Source organism: Bosea sp. BIWAKO-01 (assembly GCF_001748145.1).
In the GTDB taxonomy this organism is placed as follows: domain Bacteria; phylum Pseudomonadota; class Alphaproteobacteria; order Rhizobiales; family Beijerinckiaceae; genus Allobosea.
This window is the reverse complement of record NZ_BCQA01000001.1, coordinates 6,379,322-6,395,880: the sequence shown is the minus strand read 5'-3', so window position 1 is coordinate 6,395,880 and position 16,559 is coordinate 6,379,322. Positions and strand designations below refer to the sequence as shown.

Annotated in this window: 16 protein-coding genes; 8 read left to right on the top strand and 8 right to left on the bottom strand. The window is 64.4% G+C overall.

The window, feature by feature from the left end; genetic code table 11:
• Positions 1-86: 86 nt before the first annotated feature.
• From BIWAKO_RS29670 to BIWAKO_RS29655, 4 genes are all read right to left on the bottom strand, one after another.
• Positions 87-1,106 carry a putative 2-aminoethylphosphonate ABC transporter substrate-binding protein gene (locus tag BIWAKO_RS29670; protein WP_069881697.1) on the bottom strand — a complete coding sequence of 340 codons (1,020 nt, stop codon included), beginning with the start codon at positions 1,104-1,106 and terminating at the stop codon, positions 87-89.
• A 102-nt stretch (positions 1,107-1,208) separates the two neighbouring features.
• The gene (gene phnY / locus BIWAKO_RS29665; RefSeq protein ID WP_069881696.1) at positions 1,209-2,660 is read right to left on the bottom strand and encodes a phosphonoacetaldehyde dehydrogenase; all 1,452 of its coding nucleotides are present in this window, start codon (positions 2,658-2,660) and stop codon (positions 1,209-1,211) included.
• 1 nt (position 2,661) lies between these two features.
• Entirely contained in the window at positions 2,662-3,915 is a 1,254-nt protein-coding gene (phnA, locus tag BIWAKO_RS29660; RefSeq protein WP_069882917.1) for a phosphonoacetate hydrolase, read from the bottom strand.
• Positions 3,916-3,926: 11 nt separating this feature from the next.
• A complete protein-coding gene (locus BIWAKO_RS29655; protein ID WP_069882916.1) occupies positions 3,927-5,072 on the bottom strand; it encodes a 2-aminoethylphosphonate--pyruvate transaminase in 1,146 nt (381 codons plus the stop codon).
• A gap of 105 nt (positions 5,073-5,177) precedes the next feature.
• On the opposite strand from BIWAKO_RS29655, the gene BIWAKO_RS29650 reads away from it, so the two are divergent.
• Entirely contained in the window at positions 5,178-6,071 is an 894-nt protein-coding gene (locus BIWAKO_RS29650) for a LysR substrate-binding domain-containing protein (protein WP_176733440.1), read from the top strand.
• Positions 6,072-6,073: 2 nt separating this feature from the next.
• Here BIWAKO_RS29650 and BIWAKO_RS29645 read toward each other — a convergent pair whose 3' ends face one another.
• The 3 genes from BIWAKO_RS29645 to rpiB all read right to left on the bottom strand — a co-directional run bounded on the left by BIWAKO_RS29645 (position 6,074) and on the right by rpiB (position 8,248).
• On the bottom strand, positions 6,074-6,919 hold the full coding sequence (locus tag BIWAKO_RS29645) for an EamA family transporter (RefSeq protein WP_141740288.1): 846 nt from the start codon (positions 6,917-6,919) through the stop codon (positions 6,074-6,076).
• On the bottom strand, positions 6,916-7,650 hold the full coding sequence (locus BIWAKO_RS29640; RefSeq protein ID WP_069881695.1) for a metallophosphoesterase family protein: 735 nt from the start codon (positions 7,648-7,650) through the stop codon (positions 6,916-6,918). Before BIWAKO_RS29640 ends, BIWAKO_RS29645 begins: the two co-directional genes overlap by 4 nt.
• Positions 7,651-7,798: 148 nt before the next feature.
• Complete coding sequence (gene rpiB, locus BIWAKO_RS29635; protein ID WP_069882913.1) at positions 7,799-8,248, bottom strand: ribose 5-phosphate isomerase B; 450 nt, start codon at positions 8,246-8,248, stop codon at positions 7,799-7,801.
• 494 nt (positions 8,249-8,742) lie between these two features.
• On the opposite strand from rpiB, the gene BIWAKO_RS29630 reads away from it, so the two are divergent.
• Positions 8,743-9,174 (top strand): hypothetical protein, encoded by a 432-nt coding sequence (locus tag BIWAKO_RS29630; RefSeq protein WP_244523583.1) that lies wholly within the window; start codon positions 8,743-8,745, stop codon positions 9,172-9,174.
• 201 nt (positions 9,175-9,375) lie between these two features.
• Here BIWAKO_RS29630 and BIWAKO_RS29625 read toward each other — a convergent pair whose 3' ends face one another.
• On the bottom strand, positions 9,376-10,326 hold the full coding sequence (locus BIWAKO_RS29625; RefSeq protein ID WP_069881694.1) for a glutathione S-transferase family protein: 951 nt from the start codon (positions 10,324-10,326) through the stop codon (positions 9,376-9,378).
• 834 nt (positions 10,327-11,160) lie between these two features.
• Here BIWAKO_RS29625 and BIWAKO_RS29615 point away from each other — a divergent pair.
• From BIWAKO_RS29615 to BIWAKO_RS36180, 6 genes are all read left to right on the top strand, one after another.
• Complete coding sequence (locus tag BIWAKO_RS29615) at positions 11,161-12,099, top strand: formylglycine-generating enzyme family protein (protein WP_069881692.1); 939 nt, start codon at positions 11,161-11,163, stop codon at positions 12,097-12,099.
• Positions 12,100-12,239: 140 nt separating this feature from the next.
• Positions 12,240-13,862, top strand: coding sequence for an arylsulfatase (locus BIWAKO_RS29610; protein ID WP_141740421.1), 1,623 nt, complete (start codon positions 12,240-12,242; stop codon positions 13,860-13,862).
• A 347-nt stretch (positions 13,863-14,209) separates the two neighbouring features.
• Positions 14,210-14,830, top strand: coding sequence for a hypothetical protein (locus tag BIWAKO_RS36185; RefSeq protein ID WP_176733439.1), 621 nt, complete (start codon positions 14,210-14,212; stop codon positions 14,828-14,830).
• Positions 14,831-15,203: 373 nt separating this feature from the next.
• Positions 15,204-15,689 carry an HXXEE domain-containing protein gene (locus tag BIWAKO_RS29600; protein WP_069881690.1) on the top strand — a complete coding sequence of 162 codons (486 nt, stop codon included), beginning with the start codon at positions 15,204-15,206 and terminating at the stop codon, positions 15,687-15,689.
• Positions 15,686-16,303, top strand: coding sequence for a TetR/AcrR family transcriptional regulator (locus BIWAKO_RS29595; protein ID WP_069881689.1), 618 nt, complete (start codon positions 15,686-15,688; stop codon positions 16,301-16,303). Before BIWAKO_RS29600 ends, BIWAKO_RS29595 begins: the two co-directional genes overlap by 4 nt.
• Position 16,304: 1 nt before the next feature.
• Complete coding sequence (locus BIWAKO_RS36180) at positions 16,305-16,466, top strand: hypothetical protein (protein ID WP_176733438.1); 162 nt, start codon at positions 16,305-16,307, stop codon at positions 16,464-16,466.
• Positions 16,467-16,559 lie beyond the last annotated feature (93 nt).

Here is a 16,559-nt window from a genome sequence, read left to right as displayed (position 1 = left end):
CGCGGGCAACGGCGAAGCCGCTCACTTGGCGTCTTGCACGGACCATGCCGCCAGCCGCTTGCGCGGGCCGGCGGCATGGCAAAGACTCAGTTCTTCGGCGCTGACTTGGACTCGTAGCGCTTCGACCATTCGGCGAGCACGCGCTCGCGGTTGTCGGCCATCCAGGCCAGGTCGTTCTTGATCATCCCCGCCTCTGCATTGGCGGGATAGTTGGTCGGCTTGTTCTCGACGCCCGGTGCAGCCACGATGGCATAGGTCTTCGAGTAAAGCTCGTTCGCCTCCTTGGTCGTCGACCAGTCGGCGATCTTCTTGGAGACGGCGAGGTTCTTGCTACCCTTGACGATGGCGCTGGCTTCCATTTCCCAGCCCACGCCCTCCTTCGGGATCACGACCTCGATCGGCGCGCCCTTGGTTTTCTCGGAGGCGCCGCGCATGTCGAGCGCGAGGCCAATGGTGCGCTCGCCGCGGGCTGCCTGCACGCAGGGCGCCGAGCCCGAATGGAGATAGGCGCCGATATTCTCGTGCAGCCCGTCCATGAACTTCCAGCCTTCGGCCTCGCCCATGCTCTGCAGCCAGCCGGCGACCATCAGATAGCCGGTGCCGGAGGAGGCGGGATGGGGCATCACGATCTTGCCCTTGAAAGCCGGGTTGAGCAGGTCCTTCCACGAGGACGGCACGGGCACGCCCTTCGCCTCGGCGGTATTGTAGCAGACGACGCCGAGATAGGCGTCCATGCCGGTCCAGGTATAGGGGCCGTTGGTATCCCGGAACACCGGCTTCAGCGCATCGGCGCCGGCCGGCTTGTAGGTTTCCAGCAGCCCGGCCTTCTCGAACATCAGCAGGCTGGACGCCGCGAGCCCGATCACCATATCCGCGCGCGGATTGTCCTTTTCGGCGAGGAAGCGGGCGGTGATGACGCCGGTGGAGTCGCGGACCCAGACCACCTCGGCATCCGGCACGGCCTTCTCGATCGAGGCCTTGAACGGTCCGAGCTGGTCGTTCTCGAGAGCGGTGTAGATCGTTACCTTCGTCTTCTGCGCCTGGGCGACACCAGGTAGCGCGAGCGCGAATGCTCCGATGACGCAGGAAGCAAGCCAGTTCTTCATCTTCTCATCCCCTCGTGGTGATCGATTAGAGCGCTCTTTCGGCGTTTTCCCCTGAGATCGTAAAACGCAGGCGGATCGCTCCGCCTGCGTTGGTTTTGTTTGTCATGCGGTCCAGGGCAGGGACCATGTCTTGACGTTTGTGAAGCTCTTCATGGCTTCGACGACGCCCTCCTTGTAGCCGAGGCCTGAATCCTTGATGCCGCCGAAGGGCGACATCTCGATGCGGTAGCCGGGAACCTCCCAGAGGTTGACGGTGCCGACCTCGAGCTCGGCGACGAAGCGCTGGATATAGTCGAAGCGGTTGGTGCAGACGCCCGAGGACAGGCCATAGGCGGTCGAGTTCGAGATCGCGATCACCTCGGCGATGTCGTTGGGCACGCGGATGATCGGGATCACCGGGCCGAAGGTTTCCTCATGCACCAGCTCGCAGGTATGGGGGATGCGGTCGACCACGGTCGGGTGGAACAGCGCGCCCTCGGCCCGCTGGCCGTAGAGCACCTCGGCGCCTTGCGTGACGGCGTCGTCGACGCGCGCCTGGAAGAGCGCGGCCGAGCGGGCGTTGATGACGGTGCCGACATCGGTTGCCGGATCCATCGGGTTGCCGCATTTCAGCTTTTTCGCCTTCTCGACGACCAGCTTGGCGAAGGCGTCGGCGACGCTCTCGACCACCAGGATGCGCTTGACCGCGGTGCAGCGCTGCCCGGAATTCTTGGTCGCGCCGGCAACCGCGAGCTCGGCCGCCTTGTCGAGATCGGCATCCTCCATGACGATCAGCGGGTCGTTGCCGCCGAGTTCGAGGACGATGCGCTTGTAGCCGGCGGTGGCGGCGATGTGCTTGCCGACGCGGACCGAGCCGGTGAAGGTCACCAGATCGGCATCGGGATCGGTGATCATCGCATCGCCCATGGTCGAGGGGTTGCCGGTGACGACCGAGAGCATCTCGGGCGGCAGCCCGGCCTCGTAGAGCACGTCGGCGAGCGCCAGCGCGGTCAGCGGCGTCAGCTCGGTCGGCTTCAGCACCAGCCGGTTATTGGTGGCGATCGCCGGCGCCAGCTTGTGGCTGACCATGTTGAGCGGATGGTTGAACGGCGTGATCGCCGAGATCACGCCGAGCAGGGGCTGGCGCGTCGTGAAGATCTTGCGCGCCTTGCCGTTCGGCGAGATGTCGCAGGAGAACATCTCGCCATCATCCTTGATGGTGAGCTGGGCCGCAAAGGACCATACGTCATAGGCCCGGCTCGCCTCGTAGAGCGAATCCTTCCAGCACAGCCCGGCTTCGGCCGTGATCAGCCGGGCGAACTGGTCCTTGCGGTCGCGCAGCAGCTCGGCCGTCTTCTGCAGGATCTGCTGGCGCTCATAGCGGGTCAGCGTCGGCTTGAAGGCGCGCGCCTTGGCGAAGGCCTCGCGGACATGCTCGGGCCGGGCCGCCGGGACGAGGCCGACGACGGAATTGTCATAGGGGTTGCGGACCTCGACCATGTCGTCGGTCGAGACGAGCTTGCCGGCGATCCGCATCGTCTCGCGGCGCACGGGCGGATTCACATTCGCGTTCATCTCAGCTCACCAGATTGAGGGCGACGTCGAAGACGTCGAAATTGCGGAGCGTGTGCCCCTCCGGCACGGAGATCGGCCGGTTGGCGATCATCGGCACGCGCTGCTCGGTGATGCCGCCATGCGAGCGCAGCGGCTCGGTCAGCCCCGAGAGATCGTGCCGATCCGGCGAGGTGCCGATCACCTTCGAGCGGGTCGAGACCACGACCACGTCGCCGATCCGGTCGGCGGGCAGCTCGAACCGCTCGCAGGCTTCGGCCGAGGTGACCGCGAGTGCGATGCCTTCGATGCCGGAGATGCGGGCCGCGACCTCGGTCTGATCTGCGCCCTCGGGCAGGTAGACTGTGGCGAAGGAGCCGAGCGCGCCGTGATGGACGACGTAAGGATCGGTGATCGGCAGGATCACGCGCATCGTGCCCCGGCCATACCATTCGTCCATCAGCGTTTGCAGATAGACCACGTCCGGCTTGCCATTTTGCAGGTGCTTGTCGTTCATGCCGTGGTCGGCGGTGATGACGAGCGTGCAGCCGAGCGCATCGAGCCTGCCGACATAGCCGTCGAACATGGCGTAGAACGCGTCCGCCATCTCGGAGCCCGGCGCCGCCTTGTGCTGCACATAGTCGGTCGTCGAGAGATACATCAGGTCCGGCTTGAAGCTCTCCAGCAGCTTGACGCCGGCCGCGAAGACGAACTCGGAGAGATCCGCCGAATAGACCGACGGGACCGGCATGCCGACGAAGTCGAGCACCTGATCGATGCCGTTCTCAGGGTTGTTGGCCTTGTCGGCCTTTTCCGAGGAGAAGGCGATCGCCGTGCCGCTGGTGAAATCGAGCCCCTTGCCGAGCAGGGTGCGCAGCTTGTCCTTGGCCGTCACCATCGCGACCTTGAAGCCGGCCTTCTGGAACTCGGCCAGGATGGTCGGCGCCCGCAGGAAACGGGCATCGTTCATCATCACCTCTTCCTTGGCCTCGCGGTCGTAGAAGAAGTTGCCGGCGATGCCATGGACCGCCGGCGGGCGGCCGGTGATGATCGAGAGATTGTTCGGGTTGGTGAAGCTCGGGATCACCGAATAGGCATGCGTGCTGGTGCCGGCCCGCATGATCCGGTCGAGGTTCGGGGTCAGGCCCTTGGCGCTGGCGGCCTCGATATAGGCCGGCTCCGAGCCGTCCATGCAGATCACGACCGTCGCACGCTGCGGCCGGGCATAGGCCCGCCCGTTCGCCACGACATCCGACCCGACCTTTGAATGCATGTTCATCATCTGCTCCTTCACGCCGCCGACTTCAGGCCGACGCCCATCTCGTCAAGCACGTCCGAGACCGTGGCGACGAAGGCCTTCATGTCCTGCGCCCCAAGCGCGCCGATGCAGCCGATACGGAAGCTGTCGGCGACGGTCAGCTTGCCCGGATAGATCACGTAGCCGGCGTCCTTCAGCGTGTCGTAGAAGCGCTGGAAGACGAAGTTCTTGTCCTGCGGCATGTGGAAGGTGACGATGATCGGCGCCTGTTGGTGCGCCGGCAGCAGCGTCCGGAAGCCGAGTTCCTGCATGCCCTCGATCAGGATGCGCGCATTGTCGGCATAGCGCTCGCCACGTCCGGCGACGCCGCCTTCCGTCCAGAATTCCTGCAGCGCCGCATGGAAGGCGACGATGACATGGATCGGCGGGGTGAAGCGGTACTGCCCGGTACGCTCGAAGGCGGCGTGCTGATCGTGGAGATCGAGCACCAGCGTGGTGGCATTGCCCTTCGTCTCCGCGAGCGCGCTGCGGCGGGCGATGACGAAGCCGAGGCCGGGCACGCCCTGGATGCACTTGTTCGAAGAGGCGGCGACCGCGTCGAAATAGACCTCGCGGCTGTCGAGCGGCAGCGCCCCGAAGGCGCTCATCGAGTCGATCAGCAGGCGCCTGCCATGGCGCTTGACCAGCGCGGCCACGGCCTCGATCGGGTTGCGGATGCCGCTGGTCGTTTCGCAATGGACGACGAAGACATGGCTGATCGCCGCATCGGCGACGAGCATGCGGTCGACCTCGGCGAGGTCGGGCGGCATGTCCTCGGCCGTCTCGTGGATGACGACATCGCGACCGGCGATCTCGAGGATGCGCTTGGCGCGCTGGCCATAGGCGCCGTTGATCAGGATCAGCGCCTTGCCGCCGCGCGGCACGAAGCTCGTCAGCATGGCTTCGACCGCGAAGGTGCCCGAGCCCTGCATCGGCACGGTGACGAAGCCGCCCTCGCCATGGATGACCTTCGGCAGCTCGTCCATCACGGCCTTGTTGATGCCGACGAAGGTGGCGTCCCGGGAGCCCCAATCATGCACCATGGCTTCCTTGATCGCCTTGCTGGTCGTCAGCGGTCCGGGCGTCAGGAGGAGGGGATCACCGGTCTCGGAAACGGCGGGGCGGCGGGCTTGGGCCATGTCGATCTCGCTTGTGTCGTTGCAGCCGATGGCGAAACGGTAGGGCGAGATTTGACATAGCTCCAATACATCCTATCCATGCGATCCATAGAAAGGATCTATGGCATGGCAATCAGCTATTCCGGGTTGTCGGCGTTCCACGCGGTGGCGGAGGCCGAGAGCTTCACCGGTGCGGCCAAGGCGCGCCATGTCAGCCAGCCGACGCTCTCGGCGCAGGTCCGCTCGCTCGAGGACGCCTATGGCGTGCGCCTATTCGATCGTGTCGGCCGAAAGACGAAACTCACCCCGCTGGGCCAGAGCCTCTTCGTCATCACGGCCCGGCTGTTTTCCGCCCAGGACGAAGCGCAATCGCTGCTTGCCGGCAGCCGGACGCTGCAGCGCGGCCATCTGCGCATCGCCGCCGACAGCGCCACCCATGTCATGGCCGCGCTCGCCCGGATGCGCGAAAGCTATCCCGGCCTGACATTCTCGCTGACGATCGGAAATTCCTCCGAAGTCGTCGACCAGCTCATGGATTTTGCCGCCGATGTGGCGATCACCGCGCGGCAGAGCTCGGATCCGCGCCTCCATACGGTGAAGCTGCGCGCGGACCGACTGGTTGCCTTTATCGCAAGCGAACACCGCCTGGCGCAGCATGACAGCATCCCGATCGAGGCCTTCGCGGGCCAGGACATCGTCTTGAGGGAACGCGGCTCGATCACGCGCGAGACCTTCGAGACCCGCCTGTCCGAGGCCGGAATCAAGCCGGCGAACCTGCTCGAGGTCCAGTCGCGCGAGGCGGTGCGCGAGGCCGTCGCCGCCGGCTTCGGCATCGGGGTGATCTTCGAGGCGGAGTTTCGGCCCGATCCCGCGCTGAAGCGGCTGGTGATCACCGGCGCCGATTTCGCGGTCGGCGAATATGCGGCCTGCCGGGCCGAGCGCCGGCGCATTCCGCTGGTGCGCGGCTTCTTCGAGACGGTCCAGGGCCTCGTCGAGGCCGAAGTCGCGATCGCGCGCTGAGCTCAGGCGAGCCGCATCAGCGCGAGTGCAGCGACGATGAAGCCGCAGCCGATCAGGCGCGAGGCCTGCAGCGGCTCCTTCAGCCAGACATAGGCGATCACGGCGGCAAACAGCACGGAGCTCTCGCGCACGGCCGCGACGAGCGGAATCGGCGCGACCGTCATCGCCCAGATCGCGATCCAGTAGGCGCCGAGCGACATGATGCCGCCGGCCGCGCCCTGCAGCCAGAACGGCCGCATCGCGGTCAGCGCGTCCCGTCCACCGCGCAAGGCGATATACGCGATCAGCGGCGTGCCATTGATCACGAAGAGCGCCGCCGAATAGGCATGAGGGTCCCCGGCGGCCCGTGCGCCGAGCCCGTCGACCAGGGTGTAGCCGCTGATCATGACGGCGGTCAGCGCTGCAAATCCGAGCGCACCGGGATCGAAGGCAGCGCCGCGCCGGCGTCCGAGGATCGAGATCAGCATGATGCCGGTGCCGAGCAGGCCGATGGCGGCGAGCTGTGGCAGGGCGAGGTGCTCGCCGAAGACGGTCATGGCGACCGCCGCGGTCAGGAGCGGCGCCCCGCCGCGCGCCATCGGATAGATCTGGCTCATATCGGCACGACGATAGGCTCCGGACAGGCCGACATAATAGCCGAGGTGCAGGATCAGCGAGGCGATGAGCCAGGGCCAGGCCTCGGGCCTCGGCCAGCCCGTGACGATGAGCGCGGGGAGGGCGAAAACCGCGGATGCGAGCGAAATCATCGCCATGGCGTGAAGCGGATCGAGCTTCACCTTGACGAAGGCGTTCCAGCCCGCATGCATCGCCGCTGCTGCGAGCACGGTGAGGAAGATCGCGAGGCTCACGGGCGCACGCTGCCCGTCGACAGGGCATGGGCCCAGTCGTCGCGCCCATTCCGCCGGGCCTGGGCCGAGGCTGCCTCCCAGTCATAGGCGATGGCGTGATGTTCGACCGTGATCGTGTCCGCGATCGTCACCAGCGCGAAGCGGGCATGCGGGCTTCCGCTCTCGCTGATATGGGCGGGCGGTGTCTCGTCCTCATAGGCGGGGTTCCCGACACTGCCGGGGTTGACGACGACCATCCCATTGGACAGCCGCAGGACCCGCGGCAGGTGGCTGTGTCCGCAAAGCAGGAGCGGCGCCGTTGTGCCGGCCAGCCGCGCCTCGACGGCGGCGGCCGTGTCGGGAAGGAGGCGGCCACCCGCGACGGCTTCCATCAGATAGGCTTCATCGTCGCCGGGCGAGGCATGGACGCAGTGCGCGCCGGCGGCGAAATGTTCTGCCGGCAGCGTCGACAACCAGGCGCGATCGGCGGCGTCGAGCCTCTCCCAGGCGAAGCGGTCGGAGCGACCGAGCCCGTCGGGCGAGGCTGCGCCTAGGGCACGGTCATGGTTGCCGCGGACATGAAGCATCCCGGCACCCTTGAGACGCGCGACCGTTTCCGCCGGCCATAACGGGCCGGACGCGCAGTCGCCGAGATTGACGATGATATCGGGTGCGGCGCGCTGAAGCTGGTCCAGCACCGCCTCGAGGGCCAGCAGATTGCCGTGTATGTCCGCGATGACGCCGATGCGCATGGCTCGCTCCGTGGCCGCTGAACCCCGGAGGCATCGAGGGTCGCGCCGCGCGCTTTACAGCAAGTTGGACGCTTTGCCAGCGAAATGTTTTCGCGGACGAGGGCAGGCGAGGCCCTGTTCGGGATGGTGGCCGCGTCGGCTCTGGGCGCTACCCCTCCAGCGCCTCGATCATCTCCACCCGCGTCGCGTGCCGGCCGCCTTCGAACTGGGCGGCGAGGAACGCATCGACGATATCGAGCGCCAGCCCGTCGCCGACCACGCGCGCGCCGATCGACAGCATGTTGGCATCGTTGTGCTGGCGGATCATGCGGGCTGAGAACGTATCGGCGCAGACGCCGCAACGGATGCCCTTGACCTTGTTCGCCGCCATCATGATGCCCTGGCCGGTGCCGCACAGGATGATGCCGAACCGGCAATCGCCGGAGGCGACGAGCCGCGCCGCAGCTTCGCCATGCCTGGGATAGGGCGTGCTCTCCGGCGTCGTCGGTCCGATATCGACCGCCACCCAGCCATGCGCCGCGATATGGGTGGCGATGGCCTGCCGGAGCGGAATGGCGGCGTGGTCGCTGGAGAGGACGATGCGATTGCTGGCTGTCATGGAGACGGTATAGGCGGCCTCCAACGAGCGCTTCAAGGCTCATGGCCAGGCAGGGCGCGACGCTCACTATCCGCGACAGCAAGCAGACCAGCGCGCTGATCCACGCGCAGGCCGACGCCCTCAAGGTCGTCGCCGATACCGTCGGCCTGCGCCGGAACTGATCTCGGACGGAACGATCGTAGCGGAGGCTGACGAGCCCTGCGATGCCTGCGGCCGGCCGCCGATGGCGTGAGGATCGACCGTGACCCGGCCCGCCATTGCCGCCAGCGCGAAGCGGGCAAGCGGGCTTGCGCTCTCTGAGGTGCGGCGGCATCCGGAACAACCGCTTGCGGCCGTCGTTGATGATGAGGCGTTGCCTTTGGGAACGTCGCCTGCGTCCGTTCACGGCAGCTGCCGCAGTTCGGCCGCGATTGGTTCACCCGCCATTCAAGCGGCCGGCGCGAACCTGCCCTCAGCTTCGGGAGGAGGAGAGCCCGAAAACAGGAGATACGAACATGATGTCTCTCAGGAAAACCGCCATCGTCGCCCTGGCGTCCGCAAGCGTGGTCACGGCGGGCTCGGCCATGCCGGCCTTCGCTGGGCAAGCCCGTCCGGCCGTGGACGCGTCGCGGCTGGACAAGGCAGCGGCGGAATATACGCAATACCGTTATCGCGGCGGCTATTACGGCGGATATCGTGGCTACCGTGGCGGCTGGTATGGCCCGAACCGTGGCGCGGTCGTGGCGGGCGCCGTCGGTCTCGGCCTTCTGGGAGCCGCAGCGGTGGCTGCGAACCGACGCGCCTACGCTGACCCCTATTATTACGACAATGGCTACTATGCCGCGCCGGTCTATGCGGCGCCGGTCTATGGCGGGCCCGTCTATGCCGCGCCGGTCTATGGCAGGCGCTATTACGCCCCGACCTACGACTACCGCGACGATCGCTGAACGCTCGTTTGCCTCTCCCGCGCGCTCGTCCGGGCGCGCGGGGCGTCCCGCCCCGATTCCGTTACGAGAGCCGCGCTTCTCTGCCCCTTAGGGGGCGGGACATGACGCTCGGTGGATGATTGTCTGCCGAGGCTGCTGCTGAGAGGCGGGCCTCGGCGTAGGCCGGTGCTTGCGCGGTTGCCGGGGGCTTTTCGTGCTCTTTCAGTAGCTTATCTCTGGGCCAAGGGGGACAATGCCGGTCGGATTGATCGTGCGATGGCTCTCGTAATAGTGGCCTTTGATGTGCTGCATATTCACCGTCTCGGCAACGCCGGGCAGGTGGTAGATGTCACGGGTGTAACGCCAGAGGTTCGGGTAATCGACGATGCGGCGGAGGTTGCACTTGAAGTGTCCGACATAGACCGGATCGAACCGAATGAGCGTGGTGAACAGGCGGATATCTGCCTCGGTCAGGTCGTCTCCCAGCAGATAGCGCCGTGCCTTCAGCCGATCCTCTAGCCGGTCCAGTGTTTCGAACAAGGGCCCGATCGCCTCTTCATAGGCCTCCTGGCTGGTCGCAAACCCGGCGCGATAGACACCGTTGTTGACGGTTTCATAGACCCGCGCATTGATCGCATCGATCTCCTCGTGCAGGGGCGCGGGATAGTAGGCCCCGGATATTGCGCCGAGATGGTCGAACGCCGTTCCCAGAATCCGAATGATCTCGGAAGATTCATTGTTGACGATGGTGCCGGTCTTCTTGTCCCACAGGATAGGAACCGTGACCCGGCCGGTATAGTGGGGATCGGCAGCAGTGTAGACCTGATGCAGATACTGCGCGTGATTGACCGCGTCTGGAACGACCCCGGGGCCTGCCTGGAAGGTCCAGCCGCTTTCGAGCATCAGCCAGTGCACGACCGAGATCGGAACAAGCGCTTCCAATCCCTTCAGGGCGCGCATGATCAGGGTCCGGTGTGCCCAAGGACAGGCCAGGCTTACGTAGAGGTGATAGCGATCAAGCTCCGCGGCAAAACCACCAATGCCGCTTGGGCCAGCCGAGCCGTCAGGTGTCACCCAGCTGCGAAATGCGCTGTCCTTCCGGATAAAACGGCCGCCGGTTGACGAGGTGTCGTACCATTGGTCGTGCCAGGCACCGTCTATCAGCAAACCCATCTCGGAATTCCCACAAGAATGGCGTGGCAGCGCCTGCCGGTTCAGCCATCATTGAAGGATTCTCCGGTTCGCGTCGCCCATGGAAGTGAGGTTGAGACTATATCGGCTGCGTTGGCTGTTTTATCGTGGGCGCCCCACGTCGAATGGATCCTGCATCCAGCTCCAGCCGGCGCCTGTGGGCCGAAATAGATGTCCGCGGCGCCATCCGCATTCCGTTGAAGACCGGGGCCGACAGTGAGCCGCGCCGTTCGATATCCGGCAATGTCCAGGTCTTGCTGAAGACATTCTCGGTCGGACCGTACCAGCGGAAATAGGCGAACCAGCCCCGGCCGGGGATCGTCTTGACCCAGTTGCCGCGCCCTTGTCGCGAGACCGGCCGCCAGAGCATCCGGCCAGGTTCAATGACCGGCTTGGCCGCCTTGACCAAGTGGCTTGCGAACCGGCTCCGGGCCATGAGCAAGGAGACGTGATCGGAGTTCATTCGTACACAGTAGACACCCTCGATAAATAGCTCTAGCATGAGGTGAGCTACAGTAATTATTCCCATTTTTAATTGGAATTAATAATATTGAATTACTGTTATTGATTACATTTGTGGGTTGTGTTGTCGTTTCCCTGTCATTCTCCTGTTGTTTAATTCGATATCGAAAAATTACCTTCAAGTAAGTGTCGCGATTGTCTCGTGTTGTCATTCTCTGACTCTAGAACAGAATTGCTCCAATTCTCCAAAGAGTGCCTGCCATGCGACATCTCGAAATCGCCGACGGACAGCCATCGGCCCCGCGCGATCAACCGCATGTTTCCCCCAATGCAGGAACAGCACCGCCACCGGGCATGATCTCCATCCCCGGCGGCACCTTTCGCATGGGCTCGGACCGGCACTACCCCGAGGAGGCTCCGGCGCATCGCGTCACCGTCGACGGCTTCTGGATGGACCGGACACCGGTGACCAATCGGCAGTTCAAGGAATTCGTCAGGGCAACGGGACATGTCACCTTTGCCGAACTCGTACCCGATCCGAAGGATTATCCCGGCACGCTGCCGCATATGCTCTTTGCCGGGTCGCTGGTCTTTGCGCCGCCGGCGAGGCCGGTCGACCTGCGCGACTGGAGCCAATGGTGGAGCCTGACGAAGGGCGCGAACTGGCGTCGCCCCTACGGCCCCGGGAGCAACATCAACGCCCTCGACAACCATCCGGTCGTCCATGTGACCTTCGCCGATGCGCAAGCCTATGCGCGCTGGACCGGCAAGGCCCTGCCGAGCGAGGCGGAATGGGAATTCGCAGCGCGCGGCGGGCTCGACGGCGCCGAATATGCCTGGGGGGAGGAACTCACGCCCGGCAACCAACATCTGGCGAACACCTGGCAGGGCAACTTCCCGCACGAGAACAGCGCCCAGGACGGTTTCGAGCGCACCTCACCGGTCTCCGCCTTTCCGCCGAACGGCTATGGCCTGCACGACATGATCGGCAATGTCTGGGAATGGACTGAGGATTGGTATTCGGCCCGCCATGAGGCCGACGCGGCGAAGGCCTGCTGTATCCCGGTGAACCCGCGGGGCGGGCGGGAGGGCGCAAGCTATGATCCGGCGCTGCCGGAGATCAGGATTCCACGCAAGGTGATCAAGGGCGGCTCGCACCTTTGCGCTCCCAATTATTGCCGCCGCTATCGCCCGGCCGCGCGCCATGCCGAGCCGGTCGACACCTCGACCAGCCATGTCGGTTTTCGATGTGTCTGGAGACCACCGTCCGATCCATTGCAGCCTGAGGAGTAAGGGTCATGCCTGATTGCCTGCAGCTTGATGAAAGAGACAGTTCAACGGCCAGGGCACTGGAGCGGTTCGGAGCCTGGCGCGAGCGCTACGGCGCGGCGCTTTTCGGCGCGACCGCACTGACATCGCTCGCCTTCGGCGGGATGGCGGCGGCCCAGACGCAACCAGCCCCGACACCGGCGCCGGCGGCACAGCAGCGCCCGAACATCATCATGATCGTCTCGGATGACACCGGTTATGGCGACCTTGGCCCCTATGGCGGCGGCATCGGCCGCGGCATGCCGACCCCCAATATCGACAAGCTGGCGGCGGAGGGCATGACGTTCTTCTCCTTCTACGCGCAGCCAAGCTGCACGCCCGGCCGCGCCGCCATGCAGACGGGCCGCATCCCGAACCGGAGCGGCATGACGACCGTCGCCTTCCAGGGCGAGGGCGGCGGGTTGCCGGCAGCCGAGTGGACGCTGGCCTCGGTGCTCAAGACCGGTGGCTACAAGACCTTCTTCACCGGCAAATGGCACCTGGGAGAGGCCGATTACGCGCTGCCCAATGCCCAGGGCTACGACGAGATGAAATATTGCGGCCTCTATCATCTCAACGCCTACACCTACGCGGACCCGACCTGGTTCCCGGACATGTCACCCGAGCTTCGGGCGATGTTCCAGCGGGTGACGAAGGGTGCCCTGTCGGGCAATGCCGGGCAGCCGGCGCGCGAGGAGTTCAAGATCAACGGCCAATATGTCGACACGCCCGTGATCAATGGCGCCGAGGGCGTCGTCGGCATCCCGTTCTTCGACGGCTATGTCGAGAAGGCGGCGCTCGACTATCTCGACCGCAACGCGAATTCGCCAGAGCCGATCTTCATGAGCATCAACTTCATGAAGGTGCACCAGCCCAACATGCCGCATCCCGACTACATCCATAAGTCGATGTCGAAGAGCAAATACGCGGATTCCGTCGTCGAGCTCGACGCGCGGATCGGGCGGATCATGGACAAGGTGCGCAGTTCCGGCCGCGCCAACAACACGCTGGTCTTCTACACCACCGACAATGGCGCCTGGCAGGACGTCTACCCCGATGCCGGCTATACCCCGTTCCGCGGCACCAAGGGCACGGTTCGCGAAGGCGGCAACCGCGTTCCTGCCATCGCCTGGATGCCGGGCAAGATCGCTCCCAACTCCAAGAACCATGAAATGACCGGCGGTCTCGATCTCATGGCGACCTTCGCTTCGGTCGGCGGGGTGCGGCTGCCGACGCAGGATCGCGCCAACCAGCCGATCATCTTCGACAGCTACGACCTGTCGCCCGTGCTGTTCGGAACCGGCCCTTCGCCACGCAACGAGTGGTTCTACTTCACCGAGAACGAGCTCTCTCCGGGCGCGGCACGCATCGGTAACTACAAGGCCGTCTTTAACCTGCGCGGCGACAATGGCGCACCGACGGGTGGCCTGGCGGTCGACAGCAATCTCGGCTGGAAGGGCGCGGAGAAATATGTCGCCACCGTGCCGCAGGTCTTCGACCTCTGGCAGGATCCCCAGGAGCGCTACGACATCTTCATGAACAACTATACCGAGCGCACCTGGACAATGGTGACCATCTCCGCGGCCATCAACAAGCTGATGAAGACCTATGTGCAGTACCCGCCGCGCAAGCTGCAGAGCGCAAGCTATGCCGGGCCGATGACGCTGTCCGACTATGAGAAATTCCAGAGTGTCCGCGACGTCCTGTCGAAGGAGGGGATCACCATCCCGCTGCCGTCGGGGAACTGAGCGCGGCCCCAGCACGGCTGGCCGGGCCAGACCAGGCCCGGCCGATTTCGTCGCAGCAACGCTCGATTCAGGGCCGGATTGTCCGACGCGCACGAGCTCAGATGTGCGTGAGGGGAGGGCGTCGGGGCATTGGAGGCGCGCTACCCCTCCTGCGCATCCCTGGCCCCATTTGCGGACGTTCGGAATGTCGCGGTTTTGCCGGAGGGTAGCCCGGCGTGGCTATGCCCCTCTGAGACACATCGAAACAACCATGTTATCATTCCGTTAAGGAATTCATCAAATTGCCTCGCGGGCAAGCCCAGCCGCGCGTCGGCGATCCAGTGGCGGGCTTTGACACAGGTGACGTCATGAATGCGCTCCTTGCACTCCCTGTTGTCGCTCTGGTCGGCATCGGCAGTCTTGCCTTCACCGCGAGTGATGCCGAAGCCCAGCACCGTGGTATCGGCGCAGGTGGATACCGAGGCACGGCCGTTGGCGGTGGCTATCGCGTTGGATACCGTGGCGCGTACCGTGCCGGATACCGTGGAGCGTACCGTGGGGCGGCATATCGTGGCGGTTACTACGGCAACCGTTACTACGGTGGCCGGGCGCTCGCAGCCGGTGTCGGTCTCGCAGCAGGAGCTGCCTATTACGGCCGCGGCTACGGTTCAGGCTATGGCTACGCCGCTCCCGCTGCATACGGCTATAATACAAATGGCGGCTATAGCGACGCTTCCTATGCCACCACCATATATTCCGGCAGCGGATATTGCGATCCGGGAATCGTGAGCGGCTATCCCCAAAACGTCTATTACAACACGCCGCCCTCAACTTACTATGCCGGTAGCGGCTATTATGGCGGCGGTTACTACGGTGGAAGTTACTATGGCGGCGGCTACTATGGCCGACCTGTCCTTGGTGCGGGCATTCGCCGCGCCGCATACTTCAATAACCGACCGGTTGTGGGGTACTACGGTCGGCGCTGGTAAACCTCCAACACTGTAGGGCATCAGCGCACGCGCCGCGGTCCTGGTTCGAAACAGCCGATCCGCCAATTCTGACCAAGGATCGCCGCAGCGAGGGCGCGCTGGTCCCAGTGCGTGCTCCCAACCATGTCTTGAAACGGGTTCTGACGCGAACCAGTTCGTTGATGAAGCGAGAACGGCGCGCCGGACGAAATGAAATTGGGCACACCTACACGATTGTAATCACTGTGTAATTTCTACGGTGACAGCCCGCCGTGCGCCCGAAGTCCCATGTGCATAGGACATAAACGCCAACTCGTCGATTGTCTGCCGTTGTTGGTTGGTATATATACCAAATACGGCTGCCGAACGATCCTATCCCCTGAGGAGCGCACCTATGACGATGACAATGCTGGCCTGGCTTGGCATGGCCGCCTACGCGGCCCACATCCTGGAGGAGTATACCCTTGACTGGCGCGGCTGGTCCCACGCCGTGCTCGGCCTGCCGACCGAATGGTCCGACTTCTACGTGACGAACGGTGTCGTCGTTGCCCTCGGCATCGCACAGGCCATGTTGGCCGCCACGCTCCCGCTCGCTCCGCTCGGCTGGGCCGGTCTGATGCTTATCAACGGCATCCTGATGCACATCATCCCATTCATTCGTACGCGCGGCCGGTTTTCGCCCGGTCTCGTTACCGCGGTCCTGTTCTTCCTGCCGCTCGGCGCGATCACGTTCTGGACCGCCTGGACCACCGGTATCGCGAGCGTTGGTGACATAGGTCTGGGGCTTCTCATCGGTGGGCTGACTCTCGCATTTCCGATCTGCATGCTTCTCGTCCGGTCACGGCCGTATTTTCGCCAGGACGCCCGAGTCCTGAAATGAAAAAGCCCGCCGAGGATCGTCGCAATCAAATCGTCGAGGCCGGCTTGGCGCTCCTTGCCGAGGAGGGGCTTCCCGGTCTCACCCAACCGAAGATCGCGGCGCGCACGGGCCTCCGCCAGAGCCATCTGACCTATTATTATCCGACGCGCACCAGCCTGGTCACCACCGTGGCGCGGGCTGCGTTCGACGCCCAGGCCGAGGCCGCTCGCGCCGTCATCGCCCGCATATCATCCGTGGGCGAAGCGGCGGCCGCGATTGCCGCAGTGACCGGCCGACATGAGAGAACGCGCGTGCTCGTCGCGCTGAATCAGGCTTCGGAGAGGGAGCCCGAGGTTCGGCAGCTCTTCAACGACCTGACGAAAATCCTGCATTCCGAATTTGCCGGCCTTCTGATGAAACTCGGCCTGCCGGCCACCGATACAGACGTCGAGATGTTGCACGCACTCTTCATCGGCCTGTCTGTGTTCGATCTTGCGACGTGCCGACCAGGTCAACAGGAACGGTCGAGGGCAATACTGGACCTCTTGTTCAGCCGTCCCACCTCTCAGGCATTGTTCAAGACAGCTGCGTCCCAGGGTCGGCCCGGCCGTCATCAAACGCAATCGGAGTTCTGACATGGGCTACACCTACGCCATCACGCCGGACAAGATGTTCGAAGACCGCTTAGAGCAGTTCGTGACGCTCGGAATTCCCGCGCCCGATACGATTCGAACCTGCGACATTGACCTCAAGGACAATGCCCGCAATGGCGACTGGCTAACGCCGGATTGTTCATGAACCAGGACGCCCGACAGCGGACGCTGTCAAAGTGCGGAATGGGCCATCTTTCACGGTCTGGCGCTTTGCCGCGAACGTCTCACTTGGTTCGGA